We start from the raw sequence: 22517 nt of genomic DNA on the forward strand, positions 1-22517 counted from the left end.
TCTAACGGCCATGATTCGATCTCTCAGTACTCTGCTTTTTTACTTACTTTGCTCCAGCCTTACCCAGGCACAATTAAACGAGAGCAAAAAAGCGGTTGCTGACGTAACGCAACAAGCTGTAAAAATCACTACAGCAGAAGACCATTCTCTTGTCTCAGTGCTTGGGTATCACGACTTCTCCAGCAGCAAGCCAGCCACCGAAATGTGCCTCCCGCTCGATAAATTTCGTGCACAAATGCAAGCCCTCAAAGAGCTGAACCTAAAAGTCATCAGCCTCGATGAATTTATCGCTTGGAAAAATGGCACTCACAGACTTCCAGAGCGTAGCATATTAATCACTATCGATGATGGTTGGAAGAGCGTGTACGATGAAGCTTACCCTATTCTCAAAGAGTTTGGTTATCCATTCACCCTCTACCTTTACCAAGACTTTGTCGGCTCAAAAAATCTCGCACTCACGGAGCCATTAATTAAAGAAATGATGCGAAATGGAGCCAGCATCGGCTCTCATTCGGTGAGTCACCCCTATCCTTCTACTGTAAAAAAGCACATGGCTGAAGGAAATGACGCTTACCAAAAATTCCTCACGAAAGAATTTGGTCAATCGAAACAGTTCCTCGAGAACAAATTTGGTGTGGACATCACCACCTACGTTTACCCAGGCGGCTTCCATACTCCTGAAATGTTCAACATAGCCAATGAAACCGGCTATGAATTCCTTTTTACAGTGATCCCTGGGAAGGTCTCAAAAAAATCCTCGGACCTCACCTTAGCTCGATACGTCATTCTCGGAACTCACGACTCCATTTTTGAAAATGCGACAAGCTTTCCAGCCACTGCGACAACCGCTGAAAGCCTCGGTGTAAAAATCCAATCCACGCCACATCCAGTCAGCCCAGTCGCAGGTGCCACAGTCGACGAACGGCTACCTGAAATCAGCGTCGACCTCAGTGCGGTAGAACAGCTCGACCCTGAATCCGTGGTGATGCGAGTCTCCGGCTTTGGAAAAGTCCCCCATACTTATAGCCCTGAAAGCAAAAAATTCTCTTGGAAAGTCAACCGACGTCTGCGCAAACCTACCTGCGACATCACTGTGAGTTGGAAATTACTGAAAGCCGAAAAGTACGAAAAGCCCATGCACTGGACATTCGTTATTAATCGTCAAGCAGCCTACCTTCCGACTACTGCGCCTTCACTGCCAGGAGCAAAAACAAGCTTCGAGCAGTTAGAACGCTCAAACTAAAAATTTCATAACACTTAATACATAACACCTAACTCGTCTCAGAGGTCACACTTCAGAGACACGATTATCATGTTCAATTCACTCTCAGATTCACTCGACAACGCATTCAAAAACCTCCGTGGTCAGGGGAAAATTTCTGAAAAGAACATCAGCGATGCACTACGCGAAGTGCGTCTCGCACTCCTCGAAGCTGACGTCGATTTCACTGTTGCCAAAAAATTCATCGCCAATGTGAAAGAGCAGGCGCTCGGTGAAAAGGTGATGAAATCCGTCAAGCCAAGTGAGCTCATTGTTAAAATTTTCCACGACGAGCTAACAGCCCTTCTCGGTGGAGACAACGAACCGCTCGACCTTACGCCGCCGGCTCGCATCATGATGGTGGGCCTAAACGGAGCTGGTAAAACCACGACTTCAGCCAAACTCGCTGCGCGTCTCAAAAAAGAAGGCAGACGCCCACTCCTGGTCGCCTGTGACCTTTATCGTCCAGCTGCCATCGATCAGCTAGCCACACTCGCTAAGCAAATTGATGTCCCAGTCTACACTCCTGATGCGACTGAAACGGATCTCATCAAAGTCGCCAAAGATGCTCTCAAATGGGCTGATGGACAAAACGGCACCCTCATGATTTTTGACACAGCTGGTCGTCAAGAAATCGATGAGAAGCTCATTGCCGAGCTCAAGGAGCTCCACACTTTCCTCGCGCCAAAAGAAACTCTCCTCGTCGCTGACGCTGCGACTGGTCAGCAAGCTGTCTCTGTTGCTAATCACTTCGACGAAGCTGTCGGCATCACAGGTATCGTTCTCACTAAGCTCGACGGTGACGCACGCGGTGGAGCAGCGCTGTCTATGCGCACCATTACAGGCAAACCTATTAAGTACGCTGGTGAAGGTGAAAAGATCGAAGACTTCACTGAGTTCCACCCAGAACGTATGGCTGGCCGTATCCTCGACATGGGTGATGTGGTATCCATGGTTGAGCACGTCGCTGATAAAATAGACGAAAAGGAAGCCATGAAAGCTGCCGAGCGCATGCAGTCTGGTAAGTTCGACTTCAATGACTTCCTCAGCCAGATGAAGATGATCCGCTCTCTCGGACCGCTCGACGGTCTCCTCAACATGCTTCCAGGCATGAAGAAGCTAAAGAAGCAGCTCCCTACCGATGCGCTCAACACAGATAAAATGAAGCACATGGAAGCCATCGTTCTCTCCATGACTCCTAAAGAGCGCACACGCCCTGAGATCATCAAAGGCACACGCCGTAAACGTATCGCCATGGGCTCAGGCACATCAGTGCTCGAAGTGAATCGCCTGCTCAAGCAGTTCGGTGAAATGCGCAAAATGATGCGCTCCAAGGGTAAAATGAAGCAGATGATGAAACAAATGGGTGGCATGGAAGGCATGAATGACATGCTCGGAGGAATGGGCGGCGCAGGTGGCGGCGATCTTGACCTTTCCCAACTCGGTGACCTCGGCAAAAAGCTTGGTGGAGGAAAAGGCGGGAAGTTCCCCTTTTAAGAGCCTCTAAACCTCACTAACAATTTACTACGAAAAGAGCCGCAAATATGCGGCTCTTTTTTAGTTTATAGAACTATTGTCTGTAGCTGAACTAGTATCCTTTTACTTTAGCGATTCTAACTAAGCTAACTGAAAGTTCATCGACCGCATCACCCCATGTAGCAACTTTTATATAAGGTGGCCTACCAGGATTGATGCGTATCAAATAATACTAGCACGCTATTTACTGACGGACCTTGAAGTGGAATGAGCTGCGGACACCTCCATCCACTTCCTTAGTCTGCACTGAAATCGATTCAACTGACTCAGATGCATCGATCAGCCCCTTAAGTATAGGCAATGCTTCTTGGAAATCAGCAAAATCAGTTTCGCCCATAAAGTCAGCACCGTGGTTAGCTACTAGCTCAAGCCAGTTCGTGCTAAGTACTCGGAGTGGATCGAAGTTAAACTGAAACTCAGCCATCGCTTCACCAGTCGCCTCTTTAGAAAATCTTGTAGCTAACTGATTTGCGAAGTCAGAAGAAGTTCCCATGATGAAAAGATCATCGCTCACCGAGACACTTGGTGTGCAGTTCTGGTGAGCAAAAGGGATCTGGAATGACCATGAGGTCAGACCATTCGACTCGCTCTTAAATGGGCGCTGCATTGGGATCGCCGTCCCAGTCATGGCTCCAGCCTGCTTAAGTAGTCGCTCAGCCGTGTTGTTCACTTTCTCCCAACTCTCATCTAACTTGCTGCGGTCTTTGACCGTACTAAGATAACTGAAACGCGGAAGCTTCCCGTTTTTCACCACCTCTTCAGGGATCATTGGCACTGTTGGCAACTCACCATTGATATCTATCACTACAGCGGACTCCGCTCCTAAGCCTGCATTTAGATCATCACGAAGCGCACTCCAAAGCTGCATGAGGTCATTCTTAAACATGCCATCCACCATGCTAAAGCCTGCTGAAAACTCAGTGAAATCGGAGTCTTCAAAATCGAGTCCACTCACCTGCTTAGCCATTTGGTAAGCAGTACTTCCGAGAGAATCTAGGTACTCTAAGGCTAATTCAGTCTGTGCTGGATTGTTCACCCAATTCGCTGAAAATAAGACGCCTTCACCTTCACTCACTCCTGCTAGCTGACGCTTAGCTTTAAGATCTATTTGTGGGTTATTGCCTGTATAAAAACTCTCTGCCTTGATCCCGTCCTCATAGAAAGTCACCATCGTAGAAAGTCCTGCTTTATACGGCGCATAGTTCGCTTTTTCACGATCGATCAGATCAACTAACAAGCCTTCCAGTACTCGAGTATCCCCAAACTCATCAGTTTCCTTTAAACCATCAAACACACCACGAGCCATATCTTGCAGCCCAGATTGATTCTCAATAAACACCTCACCCAAACTCTTCTCCATGAACAAGAGGCTAATGAGTTCTTTATCGCTATATTGCTGCACAGAAGCCATTTCCTCATTTGCGAGAACGGACTCTTCTAGAGTTTCAGCAAACTTAAATTCTTGCTCAGAGGAACCAAAGAAAAATACTAGGTAATCTCCCTTTTCCGCAACTAAAGCAACAATGTCTTTCTCAGTAGTAGATTTTAAAAAGTCAGCATAAGCCTTTTCCCCTAGGGCCTCGCGCATTTCGTCACCTTCCTCACCCTCAAGCATTTTAGCTAATTTTTCACCGCGCACAGCAAGCCCGCTATATCCTTCACCCTCTACCCCCTCGATAACCGCTTCTCCCTCTGACTGCATGTCGATCAATGACACTGCTCCAGATTGAATCTGCTCCAGATAGGCTTGACGATTATCCTGATTGCTCATTTTGAATCCTACATAAACAGGTGGCATCTTAGACTTATGAAAGAGTTCTAACATCTTAGGATCTTTAAGCCACTCATCCAGATAATCAGAGTCGATATTGTAATCACCTTCATTACCGTCACCCAGCGAACGGCCTAAAAGTTCCACCATCGAACGCATTTGGTAGTAATTTGAAAGTTTGGACGCCTCTAGTAGGTTACCAGCTTGTGCTGGCGTCCCAGCCCCGACGGCTAAGAAAAGTTCCTCACCAGAAATCTCCATAAACTTAGCAAAATCTGGATCCTCGAAGAGATCATCTAAACTTTCACCTTCTTGCTCAGCTAAGGTGTTAATGAATTTCCCTACATCTGAGTTGCGAAGCTTTTGGAGAAGTCCCGCACCATCATAAAGCGTCCAAAAGGCTGCGGTGTCTTTGGGTAAATTCTTCGCAAAACCTGCTTTCTCAGCGAGTTTCTTGAGATGGTCCACTTTCTCCTCTTCCTGAATTTTCTCCTCTAACACTTCTACCGCATTCTCAACACGGTCACCATCCACATGGTCATTAGACTTTTTACAAGAAGGTAGGAATGCCGCACCAGCGACCAATGGAAGTACGAAGTAATATGGTGATTTCATAGATTTGCGATTAAGTTAAGAAATTCTGCTAGAACATAGCAATCGCAATCCATGGCATTTATCAATCCAAAGGCTTGTCAGCCCGTCTTGAAGTTGGAATCCTCTTACCATGCCCGAGCTACCAGAAGTGGAAACCACATGCCGAGGAATCCGCCCTTACATTGACGGTCAAACTATTAGACAAGTCGATGTACGCAATGGACAACTCCGATGGCCTGTCTCCGATGAAATTTACGCGATGCGTGACACCAAAGTCGTAGCGGTCAAACGCCGGGCAAAATACATCCTGATTGAGTTAGAATCAGGTGAGCATCTACTGCTTCATCTTGGAATGTCTGGTAGTTTACGCATATGCGCACCTGAAGAAGAGCTCCGGAAGCACGATCACCTCATTTTCCACCTAAGCAATGGATTAGAAATGCGACTCCATGACCCCCGCCGCTTTGGCTGTGCACTCTGGGTTCAGGATAAGGTCGAGAATCATCCGTTATTTGCCAAGCTTGGTCCAGAACCACTCAGTGATGCTTTTACCCAACCTCATTTCATCCAGAGCTGCGTCAAGCGTGACCGCGCTATTAAACTCCATATCATGGACAATGCCATCGTCGTGGGTGTTGGTAACATCTATGCATGTGAATCGCTCTTTATGGCAGGTATTCACCCAAAACGCGCTTCGAGTAAAATCAGCAAAGTGCGCCTCACTAAACTTTTCGAGTCTATTCGCTCCATTCTAGCGCGTTCGATCGAACAAGGAGGAACCACCCTCAAGGACTTCCTCCATAGCGATGGCCAACCAGGCTACTTTAAACAACAACTCGAGGTTTATGACCGTGAAAATGAACATTGCCGACAATGTGAAAGTAAAATCAAACGTATCGTGCTCGGTCAGCGTTCCACCTTCTTTTGCCCAAAATGCCAGCGTTAAAACTTAAGAAATATTTAATAACCATCTAAAGCACAGACCAAACCAATCCCCCACCCTACTCGTATTTACTGTCAGCTGATTCACAAGTAATCAGACAAAGATGCTTTTGATCCAAAAACCCGCTTGACTCTTCATAGTAAACCGCCTAATCACTCGCACCCCAAATCTCAACTAAACATTTTCCCATGGCTACAACAGAAGTTATTCTACGTACAAAGATCGACAATCTCGGCGCTGAAGCCGACGTTGTAAAAGTAAAGGCTGGTTACGCACGTAACTTCCTCATTCCACAAGGCAAAGCATTTGAAGCTACTGAGCAAAACCTCAAGCAGACTGAAGATCTTAAGAAAGCACGCGCTGAGCGTGAAGCTGCTGAGCTCGTAGAAGCGCAAGCGTTCGCGACTAAAATCAAAAAAGCAAAGCTTTCGTTCACTCTCGAAGTCGGTCAAGGCGGCAAAGCATTCGGCTCTGTTACTACTCTCGACATCCAGAAGAAACTTGAAGAAGCCGGCATCACAATTGACCGCAAAGCGATCAAGCTCGACAGCCCAATCAAGACTGCTGGAACAACTAAAGTTCAAGTAAATCTTGCAGGTGACACAACTGCTACTGCTACAGTAGAAGTTGTTGCTCCATCTACTGAAGAAGCGTAATACGCTCTTTCACATAGCAAAATTTCAAAAAGGCTCACCTTTCATAGGTGAGCCTTTTCGTTTTGTGAAATATCCCATTCTTAACGAAAGAGCTTTTAAAGTGTAACTATTCACCCTAGGTTACGTTTTACTATTTACAAATTTATGTCGCGCTCATTCTTTTTCACAATCCTCCCCCTGATACTTACAGACGTTGCTCTAGCTGACTGGCGGGATGACATCTACTGGTCTGAATTTCAGGAATGGGCATCAGTGAACGATGTCACCATACCTACCAGCACCGAGCTTACGATAGGTATAGTGGAAGCGATCAGTGGTGGCGGCTATGTCCCCTCCACCACTAATGCACAGTTAAGTGATGAAACGATCAACGACATTTCACAAGTTGAAGTTACTAGTTCTACCTCCTCTCACGCCACAGGAGTAGCCCGACATTACTTTGGCAACACCTCAGGCACCTCTGACGCGGGCCTCATCAGTGAAGTGGGTGCAGTTAATGTGTATGAAGCAAATGACTTCATCTCGAGAACCTACACCCAACTAGCGATATCCTGGGCAGAATCCGTCTTCTCCCATGCTTGGGTCGGCGACTACAGTGGGGACACGAGAATTGCCAACACGACCGCTGTATCTGCACGTCTTGACGCCACGGCAATCAACTCTAACGTTCTTGACCATAATGGCGCCCTTCACATTGTTGGTGTCGGTAATGGAGCCTCTGATTCACAGCATGACATCTACTGCCATAGCTATAATAGTATCTCGGTAGGTCGTACAGACGGCCTTCACAACTACGGAGAGATTCCCACAGGCTACGAAGGAGCTGGCCGCCAAAAACCTGAACTTGTCGCCCCTAAGAATACAACTAGCCAAGCCACTGGCGCCACCGCCTCGGTAGCCCTTCTACTCCGTGCTCTTGCTGAAAACCATACTAGCGAGGACACCAAACTCCCTGTCGTCATCAAAAGCTGCATGCTAGCAGGAGCCGATAAATCAGCTTTCTCAGATTGGGACAATACCAGCACCCGCCCTATCGATGAAGTTTATGGCGCTGGCCAGATTGACATCTTGAACAGTTTCCGCATTCTCAATGAAACGGAATCCTCCACAGGAAATGTTGGACTCAGAGGCTGGCACTATGACACGATTAGAAATCAAGCTCGTGAATTTACGATCACCATCCCAGAATACTCAACTTCAGCAAACCTCTGCGCGAATCTAAGCTGGAATCGCTCAGCAACAGGAGGAAACTATAGCGATCTGGTTAACTATTCCCTCACACTCAAAAATAGTGTCGGCACCACTTTATTCAGCTCTGATAGCTCAGTCGACAATGTCGAACACATCTGGCAGACAAACCTTGAGCCAGGAGCCTACACTTTAGTGGTGAACAAGAGTAATTATACTACCTCTAACACCTCCTTCGCTCTCGCGTGGCACACTTATATCGAATCCAATAGTTCTCCCACAACGATTACCTCCACATCTACTGAAAACCAACTAAGCTTCAGTAATCTAGCTCCAACTCACACCTACTTCCTCGAACGAGGCAGTGACCTCAGCACTTGGACACCCGTCAGCACACTCCTTTCTACTGAAAGCGGCACTCTGGATTACAACGACTCAAACACCGAGCTAGGTGAGAATATCTTCTACCGCCTTCGCTATTTCAGCCCCTAGTAGCCATCTAGCCTTGCTCTTCACTACATCGCGCTGCACATTGCGATCATGAGTATGAACGATCAACTTACTGCTGACATGAAAGACGCGATGAAGTCCAAGGACAAAGTTGCTCTCTCCACCATCCGCGCACTTAAGGCTGCCATTAAAAATGCAGCAATCGAACAAGGAAGTGCTGATACAGTTCTCGATGACACAGCCGTCATGAGTATCATCCGTAAGCAAATTAAGCAGCGCCAAGACTCTATGGAGCAGTTTAATAATGCGAATCGTCCGGAGCTCGCAGAAAACGAAAGCGCAGAGATCGCCGTACTCGAAAAATATCTTCCAGCTGCAATGAGCGAAGATGACATAGCAGCAGCCGTCGCTGAAGCAATTTCCGAAACTGGAGCTACATCCCGCGCTCAAATGGGCCAAGTCATGGGCATTCTTCAGCAGAAAACTGAAGGTCGTGCAGATGGCAAGACTCTCTCTCAGGCTGTAATGAAGGCGCTTTCCTAAGCTCCCTCTACCCACCTCTTTTCTAAAATGCTTTCCGCTATCATCGTTGCCGCAGGCTCCAGTCGACGTATGGGCTTTGACAAGCTCATGGCCCCTCTCGCTGGCGATCCCGTCCTCGAGCATACAGCAAATGCGTTTATCCAATCATCTGATGTATCGGAACTCATTTTGGTGTGCCCTGAAGAACGCTTCAACCAACTCGATCTGTTAGACAACGGCACGACAATCAAGAGAGTCGACGGCGGAACAGATAGACACAACTCCGTCTCTAACGGGCTATCAGCGCTTCACTCAAATGCTAAATTTGTTGCCGTGCATGACGGGGCTCGCCCACTCATTGCTCAGGAACAAATCACTGCTACATTAGCAGCAGCTCAAGAGCACAAAGCTGCCACTTCAGCGCGCCGTATCACTGAAACTGTGAAACGAGCAGATTCGTCACAATGTATCTCAGAAGATGTAGACAGAGAAAACCTCTGGCTCATGGAGACTCCTCAGATATTCGACAAATCACTTTTGCTAGAGTCCTATCTTAAAGTGGAAGCGGAGAAAACCATAGTTACCGATGAGGTATCTGCCCTGCAACTCATCGGCATCAAAACCTACCTTGTGCCGAATCCAACTCCCAATCTAAAAATCACCTTCCCTGAGGATCTGGCTCTCGCCGAAATTCTTCTTAAACACTAATGTCCTACCAGCACACGAATCTCCGCGGTTTTCATATTGCCACCTGTGAGATGCAGCACGTTGAGAGTGTCTCAGCAGGCTTCTTTATCCCCATCGGCAGTCGCTTTGAAGAAGCTGCGATTAATGGCTCAGCTCACTTTGCTGAGCACATGATCTTTAAAGGCACCAAGACGCGCAACGCTCTGGACCTAGCGATTGAAATTGAAGGATCAGGAGGAGCTGTAAACGCCTTCACCACGGAGGATCAAACTTGCCTCGAAACACGTGGACCGGCAGAGTTTTTCCCACATTTCCTAGAAGTAATGAGCGACATGCTCTGGAATTCGACCTTTCCATATGAGGAAGTCGAGCGCGAGCGCGAAGTCATTGCCGAAGAAATTGTGATGTATCAGGAGAATCCTAGCGACCACTTGCATGATCTGCTCTCACTCATACTCTGGCCAGACCACCCACTCGGCCGCCCGATTACTGGCTCCGAGGCATCTATATTAGGTATCAATGCCGAGTCACTCAGAGCATTCACTCAACAATGCTATTCTATTCAAGGTCTCACCTTAGCCGTCGCAGGAAAGATTACCCATCAAGAAGTACTAGAGTTAGCTGATCAGTTACTGCCAAAAGAATCACTACCATCTCTGCCCTACCAGCCTTATCTGAAAGCACCATTTACCGGTAGTATTCCTTTTATTCACGACCGCAGGGATAATGAACAAACGCATCTCGCTATAGCGTTTCATACCTCTGGCCGTCATTCAGAACAACGCCACGTACTTCGCATGCTCAGCCTTCTGTTAGGAGAAACCATGAGCTCACGTCTTTTCCAAGAGCTTCGCGAAAAACGTGGTCTTTGCTACAGCATCACTAGCGATTTCAGCCTCTACGAAGACACTGGAACCTTTGAAATCCATGCGGGTCTAGACAGTGATCGACTCGAAGAAAGCTTCAACTCTATCGCAGACGTTCTCAATGATGTGATAAAAAATGGATTCCAAGCTGAAGAGTTAGCCCAAGCGAAGCGGTTCGCATCAGGCCAAGCCCGTATCGGACTAGAGACAGCACATGCACACATGAGTTGGTTAGGAGATTCCCTCACCTCTTTTGGAACCATTGTCGATCCAGACAAGGCGCGTGAAATACTTGAATCTGTCACACTTGAGCAAACTCATGCTCTCGCGAAAACAACTTTCCAGTTAGAAAACCTAGCCATTTCTAGCATTGGACCACACACGCAGAAAGGCATTGAAGCTCTGATCAACGGCTTCAAACTTGAATGATCTACCCTTCGGGAAGCTCCATGAGAAATTGGGGTATACGAGCACAAAAAAGTGAGCCGCTAGAGGTGCGACCAAACAGAGCTCCTTCAGCCTCTGCTCGGTGAGCGATGACGTGACAACTATTATACGTAAAGTTATCTCCTGGTGTAATCTCAGGCTTCTCCCCTACGACTCCCTCACCTTCCACCACGGTGCATTCCCCGTCAGCTTCGCGTACCACCCACTTACGACCTAGGATTTGAATTTGCTCAGTCGATTCATTTTCCACAGTAATAAAGTACACAAAGGCGTATGGCTTCTCAGCAGTAGTATTCAGATTTGGCACATACATTACATTGTTCACACTCACTCGGATTCCAGGGATCTGTAAAAATTGAGGTTGCACAGCGACATGTTAGTCAGAGATAGCTTCATCTAGCAATATTGATTCATTCATTAGGATCTTAAGAAAAACCCATGACAAATGCAGATGATCCGCTAAATAGAAGAAATGCGCACCGCAGTATACGCCGGCTCCTTTGATCCACCAACCAATGGCCACCTCTGGATGATCCAGCAAGGACTCGAACTCTTTGACCATCTCTATGTCGCCATTGGCTCAAACCCAGCGAAAAGCTATACCTTTTCAGTAGCTGATCGCATGGAGATGCTTAAGCAGTCTCTTCCCAGCTGTGAGCGCCTTACTGTGAGCTATTTTGATAATCGCTACCTAGTCGACTATGCGAAGGAAGTCGACGCACAATACATACTGCGAGGAATCCGTTCCCCTGCTGACTACGAATACGAACGAGTAATGCGCCACATCAATGGTGACATGGCTCCAGACATCACCACCACTTTCCTCATGCCGCCACGTGACATAGCCGAATTATCATCGAGCATGATCAAGGGGCTTACCGGACCTGATGGTTGGGAATCTATTATCCAGCGCTACGTTCCAGATCCAGTCATGAAGCTACTGATTAAACAAGCTGATCAACAGCCATAGACAAATCGCGCACTCTCAATCGCTTTAATTAGAGCAATTCTGAAATTTTCTAAAAACACCAACGTAAACAACAACTTAATGGATCACGAAGCACTCTCAGCAGAAGTTGAATCCCAGTACAAATGGGTCGAAAGTCTCAAGCAAGAAATGGGCCGCGTACTCGTGGGACAATCATCGCTTGTAGATAGACTCATCATTGGACTACTTACTAACGGCCACATCCTTCTTGAAGGTGTGCCAGGACTCGCAAAAACTCTAGCCATTAAGTCCCTTGCTGGGTGTATGGAAGCAGACTTTGCCCGACTGCAGTTCACCCCTGACCTTCTTCCTGCCGATCTTCTCGGCACTATGATTTATAGCCCAGAGAATGGTGAGTTCTCAGCTAAGCTTGGGCCTATTTTCTCCAACCTCATTCTTGCGGATGAAATCAACCGAGCTCCAGCGAAAGTACAATCAGCTCTTCTCGAAGCCATGCAAGAACGCCAAGTCACCATAGGTGATACCACCTACCCGCTTCCAGACCCATTCCTGGTTCTCGCCACACAGAACCCAATCGACCAAGAAGGAACCTACACACTTCCTGAAGCGCAACTCGACCGATTCCTCTTCAAAGTCACAGTCGATTACCCTTCTAAACAAGAAGAGCTAACCATTCTTGATCGCATGGCTACTTCAGGAAAAATCTCCGAAACAAAACCAGTCATCGACAGGGAAATTGTGTCTAAATGCCGTAAGCTCGTCAACCAAATCTACATCGACCCAGCGGTCCGTGAATACATTGTAGAACTCGTTCATAACACGCGTAATCCTAGCAATATTGACCCAGCACTCACTCCACTGATTCGCTCGGGAGCATCACCACGTGCTACCATCAATTTAGCTCTAGCAACTAAAGCTCGCGCATTCACCCAAGGTCGCGCATTCGTCACTCCGCAAGATGTCAAAGACCTCGCTCCTGATGTCCTTCGCCACCGTATTCTACCCAGCTACGAAGCAGAAGCGGAAGACATCAGTACAGATGTGATTGTCGAGCGTATCCTTCAGAAAACCATCGTCCCTTAATGACCACCCGCTCTCTGAAACTACTACTACCTCTCACAGCCTGTATCAGTCTTGCTGCGTGTTCTCAACTCGTGAAAACGCACAGCCAAGACACGGCGCAAGTGCAGGCACCTAGTAGTTGGAAAGAAGCATCCAAGGGACAAAATAAAGAAATCTCAAGCGGTTGGCTCAGTGACTTCGATTCACCAGAAATAAACAAACTGGTAAATGAAGCACTGAATAACAACCCAAACATCAATGCCGCAGCTGCCCGACTCAGCGCTGCAAAAGAAGGCACCATTGGCTCTCAAGCGAATCTACTCCCAACTGTAGGAGCCAGCACTGGAACCTCACGTTCACGTTTCGAAAATGGTGACTCAGCTAGCACTTCCTCTGAGAGCTATAACTTACGCCTAAACGCGTCATGGGAGCCAGATATATGGGGCCGTCTACGTGACCTTCGCGACTCATCCCTTTCTGGATACTATGCTGACATCCAGCAATACAGAGCGGCGAGACTTTCTCTAGCTGCAAATACAGCACGCGGTTGGTTCAACTTGATTTCAGCTCAAAACCAAGTCGACCTCGCCGAAAACATCCTCGAGAGCTTCAACAAAAATAATGCAATCGTTGAGCGAAATTATAAAGCGGGAATTCCCAGCACACGCGCCATTAGTGTCCAATTTAGCCGCAACAATGTAGCCTCAGCCCAGCGTACATTAAAGAGCAGGATCCAAGCACGCGATGAAGCATCGCGACAACTCGAGCAGCTACTCGGTCGGTATCCATCAGCATCACTCATAGCGTCAGCTAAGCTCCCAAACTTCAAAAAAAGCCCTCCGGCAAGTATCCCCTCTGAACTCTTAATCAGACGCCCAGATCTAGCAGCGGCACAGCTCCGTGTTTACCAATCTGCCAAACAAGCGGACGCTGCACAAAAAAGCTTACTCCCTAATATAAACCTATCAGGTTCACTCAGCAGCAACAACGTGCAGTTTGGTAATATTTTTGACCCCAACTTTCTTGCAGCGAATGCCGCGGCATCTCTCACCCAGAGCATCTACCGTGGTGGTGAACTCAAAGCGAATGCTCGTGGGGCTCTCGAAAGGAATAAAGCCTCTATATACGACTTCAGCAACCAGGCTCTCATCGCATTTCGTGAAGTCGAAAATGCTTTAGCCGAAGGCAAGTCACTCGCTGAACAAGAAAAGTTTCTTCTAGTAGAAGTTCGCCAAGCCCAACTCGCAGTGAGATCAGCTGAGCTCGACTACGCAGAAGGCCTCGATTCATCGGGAATCCTAGAAATTCTCGAAGCTCAGCGACGCGCTAATAATTCACGCGCGCAGCTCATCGCATTGAAGAACCGCCGCCTCCAAAACCGCATTGATTTGCACCTCGCGTTGGGCGGAGATTTTTATACTCCCGAGCCAAACAGTTAGATTCCATTTCGGCTGAAAAAAATCCTTTTCATCCCAGTTCTTACTGCCAATCTCCACCCATCGCATTATGTTCACGCCCAAATGGAAAAAAGAGGCAAAGCACCTCTATAAAGGCTCTAAAAAGTTTATTCACTATAAACGCGACCTTTTAGAGCAAGACCGGATCGATGAGATCGAATCTCGTAGAGTCGACCTCCAAAAGGCTTGGAAATCAGGAAAAAGGGAAGAAGCCCATGAAGCTGGAAAGCAGCTACAAGCATGCTGTGAACAGGCCCTACCTCGCTATAAATCCCCTGACGCTATCGCTGAAAACGTAGAAGTTCTCTTTGTAGCCATCGTCATCGCACTGGGACTCAGAGCATACTACCTTCAGCCATTCCGAATTCCGACAGGTTCCATGCGGCCATCTCTCAATGGCCTCATCGGTCACGTTGAACCTAAAGCAGACTGGCCATCCTTTCCAGTTAGAATGCTTCAAGAAGTACTTTATGGACGTAGCTACTACAACGTAGTAGCAGAAGAAGAGGGCGACCGTATTGTGAAAATTGAGCCCGGCCAATGGATGCACTTCTTCAGCCGCTGCTATATCACATTCGAGAGTGGTCGTGTAGAAAGCGTTCCTGGATCAGCTTCATCATTTGCGGAAAGCGTCAACCTCGCTGAAATCTCAAAACAAACTGGACTCAAGCTCACCCCACACAATTTTCAATTCATTGTAGAAAAATTTCCGATCAAATTCCCTAAAGGCTTTGTGATCGCTGAAGGCTACATGAACTCAGGTGACTTAGTGTTAGTAGATAAATTTTCGTACCATTTCCGAGCACCAAAAGCCGGCGAGACTTTCGTTTTTGACACCAGAGAGATTAAACAAATCCGTAACCAACCTGGTTACGGTTCCCACTACATTAAACGTCTTATCGCCACACCTGGCGACCAAGTGAAACTAGTAGGTGGCACTCCTGATATCGACAACCAGAATCAAGCAATCCATAAAGACGCTCTCATTCACCTCAATGGCGAGAAAATGAAAGCTCCAGGTGTGCTCAGTGTAGAAACTAAACAAGGAGACTACTCTGGCTATATTAGTGGATACCGCTTGCCACAAGGCCGGACACTTCTCATGAAGGATAAGCCATCTTCAGGTAAATCGGAGTACTGGGCTATGGGCGACAATTCACCAAACTCCTCTGACTCACGCATGTGGGGCACAGTTAAAGAATTCAACCTAGTTGGTCCCGCTGCATTCAGCCTCTGGCCATTTGGGTCTGGTCACTGGGGTCTCATTGAATAATCTAAGGATTACTAACGCATTCTAACATTCTTTTGTTAAGCACTCTTATCTCTTTCAACTTTCAACTTCATACACCCTCAAATCACCCACTGATTTGAGGGTATTTTAAACATGTCAGAAGCTGCAGCGATCACTCAGAGCTCTAAATCTAACCTAGCATTCGCCTTCCTCTGTCTACCTAAAGACAGACGCAATGACATGGTTACTTTCTATGCTTTTTGTAGAGTTATTGATGACCTAGCCGATGAACCTGACATCCCAATGGAGCAGAAGCGTGCGGGTCTAGATTCGTGGATCCGTTGCTTCCAAGATGGAGCCAAAGGTGAAGATTCTCTCCAAAAGGAAACGCTCAAACTCCGCGACCGCTACGGTATCGACAACCAACTCTTTCTCGATCTAATCGAAGGCTGTGAATCTGATCTTAATCCACACCGCCGATTCGGCAACTGGGACGAACTCAAGGAATACACTTACCGAGTTGCCAGCATCGTCGGTCTTATATCCATCAAAATATTTGGATGCGTCAGCGAACAATCTGAGAAATACGCTGTATCCTTAGGGCACGCTCTTCAGCTCACTAACATTCTGCGGGATGTCGGCGAGGATCTCGACGATCACGTCCGCATCTACCTCCCCGAAAACGACATGATGCGCTTCCAATACACCGAACGCGACCTCATTGGCCGAGTCTATGACGGCCGCTTCATAAACATGATGCACTATATCGCTGAGCGGGCTGAAGATTACTACCAAGAGGCCATCGCGAATGTCCCAGAGTGCGATAAAAAAGCACTCCGTGCTGCTGAAGGAATGCGCAGAATCTACCACGGTATCCTACAGAAAATGCGAGCAGATGACTTCAAAGTCTTCGACCAGCGTTATTCCCTGCCAAAGTGGAAAAAGCTCTACTACCTCGCAGGTACTCAGTTAGGCTTTTAACCTAACACACCTATTCGGTAGATCACTAGCTCACCACCTTTTTCAAGCGCTTGTACAATACGTTCTACACGCGTCCCTAACAACTGTTCAATCATTCGTACTTCTTGTCGGATTGCCGATGGATATTGGTCGAAAATATCCTGCATAGGATGATGATATTCTTCGATCCTAAATCCACCATCGCGGGTATAATGACATTGGCAAAACACTCCGGACTTCTCACGTAGCTCCACTAATCGAGTTGCCTTTTCCACCATGGACTTTCCACGGCTCACATGGGCAGCCCATTTCCCCTTTTGCTGCTCGTAGTGGTGAAATAAAATTTTCTCTGGTGCAGAGTCACCAAAAAAGCGTTTCACTCCTTCCATCACATTGAGGGAGAGGTCCACACCAGCCTGCGGAAACAAGCTCGAGCACTTTTCAGTAAGAATGTAGAGTTTTTCTGGACGCCCAGCAGCCTTCCTTGGAACTCGCCAAGTCTTTAGAAAGCCCAGAGCTTCCAGCTTTTCACAATGCTGTTTTGCCCCCATATAGCTTAGCTCGACAGCTTTCGAGAGCTCGGTAACCGTCATTCCTTGAGACTTCTTTAGAGCCTCCAGGATATTTAGAACATGAGGTTTGGTGAGATCTCGAAACGCATCAGAAAACATAGCTGAGCCAAAGTGGATTCTTTGCTGACGAAATACCAATCAAAAAAGATGCTTAATTCCTCTCAATAAAATACCCATCCCCCTTTTGACATCTTTCCATTTATCCTTACAGTTTGCTGACAGATGAGCAGCTCAGACGAATATGATCACTCGATGAAATTCCAATCCCACACACCTGGCTATTGGCCTGAAGAAGTGATGGATAAATGGCATGATCACAAATGGCAGCTTAGAAAGCGCATCAACTCACTTGAGGAATTAGAGAGTAAAATCAATCTATCTCGAGAAGAACGCGCTGGCATACTCCTATCGGGGAATAAGTTAGCAATGTCGATTACCCCTCACTTCATGAACTTAGTGGATAAGGATGATCCTACCTGTCCTATTCGCCGTCAAGTAATCCCTCGTATTGAAGAGACATGGGAAGACCCAGTAGAACTATCCGACCCATGTGGAGAAGACTCACATATGCCAGTACCTGGGCTCGTCCATCGTTACCCAGATCGCGTTCTGTTCCTAGTGACTGACCGCTGCGCTTCATACTGCCGCTACTGCACGCGCTCCCGAGTCGTTTCAGGTGTAGGTGAACAGCAATTAGAAACTCAGTACGAAGCTGCATTCGAATATCTAGAAAACACTCCATCTGTTAGGGATGTACTTCTCTCTGGTGGTGACCCGCTGCTATTCAGCGACGCGAAGCTCGATAAGATACTCACCCGACTACGCCAAATCCCTCATATCCAATTCATCCGTATTGGCTCGCGTATTCCAGTTTTCCTCCCACAGCGCATAACTCCAGAGTTATGTGAAATGCTCAAAAAGCATCACCCGCTTTTCATTTCCATTCATACGAATCACCCAAAGGAGCTCACAACAGAAGTTCAGCAAGGTCTCATTCGTCTCGCTGAAGCTGGCATTCCACTTGGAAACCAATCCGTGCTCCTCAAAGGTGTAAATGACGATGTACTCACTCAGAGATCACTTGTTCACAAACTCTTAATGTGTCGCGTAAAGCCCTACTACCTGTATCAGTGCGATCTCATCGAAGGCTCATCACATCTCCGCACTTCAGTAAATAAAGGGTTAGAAATCATTGAAGGGCTGAGAGGTCACACTTCTGGATATGCGATTCCACAGTACGTCATCGACGGCCCAGGAGGAGGAGGGAAAATACCAGTGAACCCTAACTACGTTGTTCAGAAAACTGATAACCAAATCGTACTCCGCAACTACGAAGGTAAAGAATTTCTCTATCCAGAGCCGAACAGCTCACCAGCCTTCCTTGAATAAACAGCCAGATTTCATCGTTTTCCTCACTTGCATACTAATGTAGTCTGACGATCTCAGCATCTATAGTTATGGCTAAATCAAAGAAGAAAAAGAAATCGATCGATAAGAAGTACCTCGAAAACCTCGAGCATCTCCAAACAGAACTCGTCCACTTACAGCAATGGGTCGTCACTCAGGGTTTACGTGTGGTCATTATCTTTGAAGGACGCGATGCAGCGGGTAAAGGTGGAGTTATTAAGCGTATTGCAGAGCGCGTGAGTCCGCGAGTTTTCCGAACAGTCGCACTCCCTGCACCTAATGATAGAGAGAAAACTCAAATCTACCTCCAGCGATACATTGCTCAGCTTCCAGCTGCTGGTGAAGTAGTCCTCTTTGACCGCAGCTGGTATAATCGAGCCGGTGTAGAAAAGGTCATGGGCTTCTGTACCGAAAAAGAGCACACGGACTTCTTACGTACTGTCCCAGATTTCGAGCGCAACCTTGTCGACCAAGGCATCATTCTCATAAAGTATTGGCTAGATGTTAGTAACGAGGAGCAAGAGAAACGTTTCCTCAAACGTATCAACGATCCAAGCCGCCGTTGGAAACTCAGCCCTATGGATCTAGAGTCTCGACGCTCTTGGTATGCTTATTCTCGCGCGCGAGACGCCATGTTTTCAGCCACTGACACCCATTGGGCTCCATGGCATCTTGTAGATTCTAACAATAAGCAGAAGGCTCGCCTTAACTGTATTTCACACCTCTTAGGGATGATTCCTTATCAGAAAATCAAACAGGAGAAAATTGTACTCCCAGAGCCTAATCAGGATGACGCTTATGATATCAACGACTCGATACAAAATAGAAACTGGATTCCCAAACATTTCTAAGCCCAGTGAGAATGGGCTATAGCTCCTATATGTAATTCACTACTTAGTCCTCCATCAAGCTTTGAACCTTGTCCAAATAAGTATCAAGACTCTCATCTTTCGCATCTTCACGCTCCATGGCTAGTCGCTCCTTTAACCTCATGAACCCTGAAAAATCGCCAGTTACGGTGCGGGCTCGTGTGATCTGATACCAATCTAGGTAATCTCGACAGCGCTCGTCAGCGATAAGAATATTTTGCCTTTGGCTTGAGAGTGTATTCAGCCTCTCCTCTACCTCATCAGTCTTGCCAGCAACGACATCTCCAGAAATGGCCACATACTCTAGCAGAAGCGGCCGATAGATCGGGTGACACCGATTACTTAACTGAATCACTCCTTGCCGCATAGTATCTACCGCAATTATTTTTTGTTTAGTACTCAGCTCTGTTAGAAGTGCATAATCTGAAATTGGGACGAGTTTCGAGTTGCCTTCCTCATCTGAAATGGCGAAACGAAGTGACTCAGTTAGCTTTACGTCACTTTCTTGCATCGTGAGACTTTCCGTCATCTTCGGAGCTGCCATCTCAGCGATCTGCAAGCTCCACATTTTGTGAATCCCATTCGATCCCATATTTACTAACGGGAAATGACGCCTTATCAGTTCGGACATATCACCTTCAAATAAAACGACATCATCAATAAAAGCACGCATCCCAGCCTCCCCATTATCTTGATTGAGCATCGAGAGAACTAGCGCACAAGATGATGCTCTGAAAAATGTATTATTGGTGGAATCAAAACTCCTCACATCCATACCTGATGAAGTGAGAGTCTGGTCTAAAGTAAATAAATCAGGTCTCTTCAGCAAGTGCTCATAGACCCGGCGTTTTGTGGAATCTTTTTTCCAGTTAGAGGCTTCTAACAAGCCAACACTTAACCATGTTGGCACGGCAATCATTTGATCATCCTCTAATGTATTCACCTCTGCTAAACCACGCCTATAAAGTAAAACCTCTATCACACCGTGGGCTAAAACATCGCGATCCACTTGTTGTCGAGTATTCACTAATAACTCTATAAATAGATCCGAGTGCTCGAAAGGCTTTACCCTTGGTCGCACCATTAGGCTCCCAGGAGAACTCTCCATTTCGATGTATATCGTACGGCCGTCTTGAAACTCATCAGCTTCTCCAAGGAGAGATCTCAACTCCTCCCCTATTTCATTCGCAATCGAAGATATTGCCATACGCAATTGCGTATTATCTCCTTTTACTACGATCTTTCGTGTCTGAATCTCAGATGTGTTGCTCTGAGCAACTGGGCCTAGTTCTTCTCCCACAATCTGGGCTGTGGACTGGGCTCTCAATGTATTTTGAGAACAACATCCGAGCACAGTGATCAGGAGTGTAAAATAAAATCCGCTCTTCATGGCTGCTGAAGCTCTATGGGTCTTGGGTCAAGCTTGATCACGCCATCCTCGATCGTCACATACGTCATTTGGCGATAGCCTAGATCCAACTCTTCAGTAAAGAAGTCTGCGATCGTATCAAAACTCGGTTTCGCAAGTGCGATTAACATTCCAGGTGCAGGTGCTCGTCCAAAACTCCCACCAGGGAATTCAACCATAGTTTTAACTGATCCGTCCGGGGTGTCCTCAGAGCTCACCTTGAGCTGCATGGAAACTGTTTGCGGAAGCGGGAGGAATCCTAATTTTTGGGATCCATCATCTTGGACATTGCCTGGGTAATCAAATGTACGCTCGATAGTTATGTCCATAACACCTGGTAAAAGGTCAACATAGACTCCATTAATTTTCACAAAATCGTCGACTATGGGAGATTGCGTTAGGGTCAACTTATCGGCAATATAACGATTAAGTTCAGACTCACTAATCTCGACTGGATAGTTTTCTTCCACAGCCTTTTTAAGGCGTTTTTTGAGATCCACAGGCTCCACTATTTCATCACTCGGGCTAGTCGCAACACTTTGTAAATTGCGCGGCATCCATGAAAAAATGATATGACCCGCCATACTTGCGAGCGAAAGCACGACTAACAAGCCAAGGATTGTTTTAAGTAATGAAAACCCGCGTCGATACATGAGCGCAAACTAGAGAAATCCACTCAACTTGGCAAGGGAACGATTTACTCTTTCACACGAATCGACGTTCCACAGAAAATGCAGCGAAACCAATGAAAGCAGATCAAATGAATTGCAGTCGGGAGCATGTACCCAAAGCCGCGAATATGGTGGGCTTTGTTATGCTTTAGACATGACTTTGGCACAAACTGTCGCTGACGACAAACCGGACAAGCCGTTCTCCTCGCTGAGCTAAAATACACCAATAGAGCGACAATAACTAAGGCAGGTGAGAGTAGCCCCCACATGTACTCATCTGGATTCATTAAAATATATGTAATCGGTGCTATTGCCGACACTAAAAGTAACTGTGAGAGAACAAGAGTATACGCACCGAAAGTGGTTCCAACTGGATCGTTATGTAACACCCCACGCACATAGTTTCGTGAATTAGGGTCTACTCCTTCATTCGTTTCGGGATTAACTACTTTCGTACGATCCACTTCTCCATTTTTCCTAGGAAGAGCACTGACAGAAATCTTTTCGCCGCGGGCATCTTCTATAGAGCGAAGCTTCTGAACCTCTATCTCATTTTTTTGCTCGTTCGAAACAGTCTTTACGAGTTTTCCATGTGGACTAGGAAGTGCTATTCTAGGTGCCTTAGAGCCAGAAACCACGGACTCTACTAGCTGAGGTAATGATTCTACATCAATCTGATGCCTGGCTATAAACTTCCGAGAGAGCGGCTGGGCAAATGGAAGTTCTGCATCCTCTTCTTCACGCAAAAGCGCATCCTCTTCAGAACTAGTTGATGGGAGGGGTTCCTCTAATTCTGTATCCTGCTGCGGCTCACCCACTATTTGGTGGCGCCAGGCCACAATAGTTTCAAGGCTAGGAACCTGCTCAACAATTGACAGTACCCCGTTGGCTCGCTCCAACTCTAGAAGCATGTCTTCTGGACTTGTAATACGAAATGTATCCACGCCAAGATAGCCTGCTGCTTCGAGCAGCTCTATTTCAGACGCGCTAATTCCTTTTATATCCATGAA

21 protein-coding genes are annotated in these 22517 nt (G+C 46.9%); 15 read left to right on the forward strand and 6 right to left on the reverse strand.

Annotated features, from left to right (window positions below):
• The first annotated feature begins 10 nt into the window (after window positions 1-10).
• Window positions 11-1243 (forward strand): polysaccharide deacetylase family protein, encoded by a 1233-nt coding sequence (locus ACSHX2_RS06235; protein ID WP_435691649.1) that lies wholly within the window; start codon window positions 11-13, stop codon window positions 1241-1243.
• Window positions 1244-1312: 69 nt separating this feature from the next.
• Window positions 1313-2758 carry a signal recognition particle protein gene (gene ffh, locus ACSHX2_RS06240; RefSeq protein ID WP_435691651.1) on the forward strand — a complete coding sequence of 482 codons (1446 nt, stop codon included), beginning with the start codon at window positions 1313-1315 and terminating at the stop codon, window positions 2756-2758.
• 223 nt (window positions 2759-2981) lie between these two features.
• On the opposite strand, the gene ACSHX2_RS06245 is transcribed toward ffh, so the two are convergent.
• Window positions 2982-5183, reverse strand: coding sequence for a hypothetical protein (locus tag ACSHX2_RS06245; RefSeq protein WP_435691653.1), 2202 nt, complete (start codon window positions 5181-5183; stop codon window positions 2982-2984).
• A gap of 109 nt (window positions 5184-5292) precedes the next feature.
• Between ACSHX2_RS06245 and mutM the strand changes: the two genes are divergently transcribed.
• The 6 genes from mutM to ACSHX2_RS06275 all read left to right on the forward strand — a co-directional run bounded on the left by mutM (window position 5293) and on the right by ACSHX2_RS06275 (window position 10903).
• On the forward strand, window positions 5293-6108 hold the full coding sequence (gene mutM / locus ACSHX2_RS06250; RefSeq protein ID WP_435691655.1) for a bifunctional DNA-formamidopyrimidine glycosylase/DNA-(apurinic or apyrimidinic site) lyase: 816 nt from the start codon (window positions 5293-5295) through the stop codon (window positions 6106-6108).
• A gap of 185 nt (window positions 6109-6293) precedes the next feature.
• Window positions 6294-6761, forward strand: coding sequence for a 50S ribosomal protein L9 (rplI, locus tag ACSHX2_RS06255; RefSeq protein WP_435691656.1), 468 nt, complete (start codon window positions 6294-6296; stop codon window positions 6759-6761).
• 144 nt (window positions 6762-6905) lie between these two features.
• A complete protein-coding gene (locus tag ACSHX2_RS06260) occupies window positions 6906-8441 on the forward strand; it encodes a hypothetical protein (protein WP_435691658.1) in 1536 nt (511 codons plus the stop codon).
• A 54-nt stretch (window positions 8442-8495) separates the two neighbouring features.
• A complete protein-coding gene (locus ACSHX2_RS06265; RefSeq protein WP_435691660.1) occupies window positions 8496-8942 on the forward strand; it encodes a GatB/YqeY domain-containing protein in 447 nt (148 codons plus the stop codon).
• 27 nt (window positions 8943-8969) lie between these two features.
• Window positions 8970-9629, forward strand: a complete 660-nt coding sequence (gene ispD / locus ACSHX2_RS06270; protein ID WP_435691662.1) for a 2-C-methyl-D-erythritol 4-phosphate cytidylyltransferase — start codon at window positions 8970-8972, stop codon at window positions 9627-9629.
• On the forward strand, window positions 9629-10903 hold the full coding sequence (locus ACSHX2_RS06275) for a M16 family metallopeptidase (protein WP_435691664.1): 1275 nt from the start codon (window positions 9629-9631) through the stop codon (window positions 10901-10903). Before ispD ends, ACSHX2_RS06275 begins: the two co-directional genes overlap by 1 nt.
• 1 nt (window position 10904) lies before the next feature.
• Here the strand turns inward: ACSHX2_RS06275 and ACSHX2_RS06280 are convergent, their stop codons facing one another.
• Window positions 10905-11288, reverse strand: a complete 384-nt coding sequence (locus ACSHX2_RS06280; protein WP_435691666.1) for an ApaG domain-containing protein — start codon at window positions 11286-11288, stop codon at window positions 10905-10907.
• Between the two features lie 105 nt (window positions 11289-11393).
• Between ACSHX2_RS06280 and coaD the strand changes: the two genes are divergently transcribed.
• From coaD to ACSHX2_RS06305, 5 genes are all read left to right on the forward strand, one after another.
• A complete protein-coding gene (gene coaD / locus ACSHX2_RS06285) occupies window positions 11394-11891 on the forward strand; it encodes a pantetheine-phosphate adenylyltransferase (protein WP_435691668.1) in 498 nt (165 codons plus the stop codon).
• Window positions 11892-11969: 78 nt separating this feature from the next.
• On the forward strand, window positions 11970-12953 hold the full coding sequence (locus ACSHX2_RS06290) for an AAA family ATPase (protein WP_435691670.1): 984 nt from the start codon (window positions 11970-11972) through the stop codon (window positions 12951-12953).
• Entirely contained in the window at window positions 12953-14371 is a 1419-nt protein-coding gene (locus tag ACSHX2_RS06295; protein ID WP_435691671.1) for an efflux transporter outer membrane subunit, read from the forward strand. Before ACSHX2_RS06290 ends, ACSHX2_RS06295 begins: the two co-directional genes overlap by 1 nt.
• A gap of 67 nt (window positions 14372-14438) precedes the next feature.
• Window positions 14439-15662, forward strand: coding sequence for a signal peptidase I (gene lepB, locus ACSHX2_RS06300; protein ID WP_435691673.1), 1224 nt, complete (start codon window positions 14439-14441; stop codon window positions 15660-15662).
• 111 nt (window positions 15663-15773) lie between these two features.
• Window positions 15774-16601 (forward strand): phytoene/squalene synthase family protein, encoded by an 828-nt coding sequence (locus tag ACSHX2_RS06305; protein ID WP_435691675.1) that lies wholly within the window; start codon window positions 15774-15776, stop codon window positions 16599-16601.
• Here the strand turns inward: ACSHX2_RS06305 and ACSHX2_RS06310 are convergent.
• Window positions 16598-17251 (reverse strand): helix-turn-helix transcriptional regulator, encoded by a 654-nt coding sequence (locus ACSHX2_RS06310; RefSeq protein WP_435691677.1) that lies wholly within the window; start codon window positions 17249-17251, stop codon window positions 16598-16600. The genes ACSHX2_RS06305 and ACSHX2_RS06310 overlap by 4 nt on opposite strands.
• A gap of 153 nt (window positions 17252-17404) precedes the next feature.
• On the opposite strand from ACSHX2_RS06310, the gene ACSHX2_RS06315 reads away from it, so the two are divergent.
• Window positions 17405-18541 carry a KamA family radical SAM protein gene (locus ACSHX2_RS06315; RefSeq protein ID WP_435691679.1) on the forward strand — a complete coding sequence of 379 codons (1137 nt, stop codon included), beginning with the start codon at window positions 17405-17407 and terminating at the stop codon, window positions 18539-18541.
• Window positions 18542-18609: 68 nt separating this feature from the next.
• The gene (gene ppk2, locus ACSHX2_RS06320) at window positions 18610-19410 is read left to right on the forward strand and encodes a polyphosphate kinase 2 (RefSeq protein WP_435691681.1); all 801 of its coding nucleotides are present in this window, start codon (window positions 18610-18612) and stop codon (window positions 19408-19410) included.
• Window positions 19411-19453: 43 nt separating this feature from the next.
• Here the strand turns inward: ppk2 and ACSHX2_RS06325 are convergent, their stop codons facing one another.
• From ACSHX2_RS06325 to ACSHX2_RS06335, 3 genes are read right to left on the reverse strand one after another with little or no spacing between them, the layout of a single operon-like run.
• Window positions 19454-20818, reverse strand: a complete 1365-nt coding sequence (locus ACSHX2_RS06325) for a hypothetical protein (RefSeq protein ID WP_435691683.1) — start codon at window positions 20816-20818, stop codon at window positions 19454-19456.
• Window positions 20815-21489: a hypothetical protein gene (locus ACSHX2_RS06330; protein WP_435691685.1), complete on the reverse strand. Its 675-nt coding sequence runs from the start codon at window positions 21487-21489 to the stop codon at window positions 20815-20817. The genes ACSHX2_RS06325 and ACSHX2_RS06330 overlap by 4 nt, the downstream gene beginning before the upstream one ends.
• A 44-nt stretch (window positions 21490-21533) precedes the next feature.
• Entirely contained in the window at window positions 21534-22514 is a 981-nt protein-coding gene (locus tag ACSHX2_RS06335; RefSeq protein WP_435691687.1) for a hypothetical protein, read from the reverse strand.
• Between the last annotated feature and the right edge of the window lie 3 nt (window positions 22515-22517).

It is taken from the genome of Rubritalea sp. (assembly GCF_051252225.1).
Classification (GTDB): Bacteria; Verrucomicrobiota; Verrucomicrobiia; order Verrucomicrobiales; family Akkermansiaceae; genus Rubritalea.

What these genes read in the sequence shown, in the direction of transcription:
- ACSHX2_RS06235 (WP_435691649.1), top strand. Translation starts at nt 11, where the DNA reads ATGATTCGATCTCTCAGTACTCTGCTTTTTTACTTACTTTGCTCCAGC.
- ffh (WP_435691651.1), top strand. Translation starts at nt 1,313, where the DNA reads ATGTTCAATTCACTCTCAGATTCACTCGACAACGCATTCAAAAACCTC.
- ACSHX2_RS06245 (WP_435691653.1), bottom strand. Translation starts at nt 5,183, where the DNA reads ATGAAATCACCATATTACTTCGTACTTCCATTGGTCGCTGGTGCGGCA.
- mutM (WP_435691655.1), top strand. Translation starts at nt 5,293, where the DNA reads ATGCCCGAGCTACCAGAAGTGGAAACCACATGCCGAGGAATCCGCCCT.
- rplI (WP_435691656.1), top strand. Translation starts at nt 6,294, where the DNA reads ATGGCTACAACAGAAGTTATTCTACGTACAAAGATCGACAATCTCGGC.
- ACSHX2_RS06260 (WP_435691658.1), top strand. Translation starts at nt 6,906, where the DNA reads ATGTCGCGCTCATTCTTTTTCACAATCCTCCCCCTGATACTTACAGAC.
- ACSHX2_RS06265 (WP_435691660.1), top strand. Translation starts at nt 8,496, where the DNA reads ATGAACGATCAACTTACTGCTGACATGAAAGACGCGATGAAGTCCAAG.
- ispD (WP_435691662.1), top strand. Translation starts at nt 8,970, where the DNA reads ATGCTTTCCGCTATCATCGTTGCCGCAGGCTCCAGTCGACGTATGGGC.
- ACSHX2_RS06275 (WP_435691664.1), top strand. Translation starts at nt 9,629, where the DNA reads ATGTCCTACCAGCACACGAATCTCCGCGGTTTTCATATTGCCACCTGT.
- coaD (WP_435691668.1), top strand. Translation starts at nt 11,394, where the DNA reads ATGCGCACCGCAGTATACGCCGGCTCCTTTGATCCACCAACCAATGGC.
- ACSHX2_RS06290 (WP_435691670.1), top strand. Translation starts at nt 11,970, where the DNA reads ATGGATCACGAAGCACTCTCAGCAGAAGTTGAATCCCAGTACAAATGG.
- ACSHX2_RS06295 (WP_435691671.1), top strand. Translation starts at nt 12,953, where the DNA reads ATGACCACCCGCTCTCTGAAACTACTACTACCTCTCACAGCCTGTATC.
- lepB (WP_435691673.1), top strand. Translation starts at nt 14,439, where the DNA reads ATGTTCACGCCCAAATGGAAAAAAGAGGCAAAGCACCTCTATAAAGGC.
- ACSHX2_RS06305 (WP_435691675.1), top strand. Translation starts at nt 15,774, where the DNA reads ATGTCAGAAGCTGCAGCGATCACTCAGAGCTCTAAATCTAACCTAGCA.
- ACSHX2_RS06310 (WP_435691677.1), bottom strand. Translation starts at nt 17,251, where the DNA reads ATGTTTTCTGATGCGTTTCGAGATCTCACCAAACCTCATGTTCTAAAT.
- ACSHX2_RS06315 (WP_435691679.1), top strand. Translation starts at nt 17,405, where the DNA reads ATGAAATTCCAATCCCACACACCTGGCTATTGGCCTGAAGAAGTGATG.
- ppk2 (WP_435691681.1), top strand. Translation starts at nt 18,610, where the DNA reads ATGGCTAAATCAAAGAAGAAAAAGAAATCGATCGATAAGAAGTACCTC.
- ACSHX2_RS06325 (WP_435691683.1), bottom strand. Translation starts at nt 20,818, where the DNA reads ATGAAGAGCGGATTTTATTTTACACTCCTGATCACTGTGCTCGGATGT.
- ACSHX2_RS06330 (WP_435691685.1), bottom strand. Translation starts at nt 21,489, where the DNA reads ATGTATCGACGCGGGTTTTCATTACTTAAAACAATCCTTGGCTTGTTA.
- ACSHX2_RS06335 (WP_435691687.1), bottom strand. Translation starts at nt 22,514, where the DNA reads ATGGATATAAAAGGAATTAGCGCGTCTGAAATAGAGCTGCTCGAAGCA.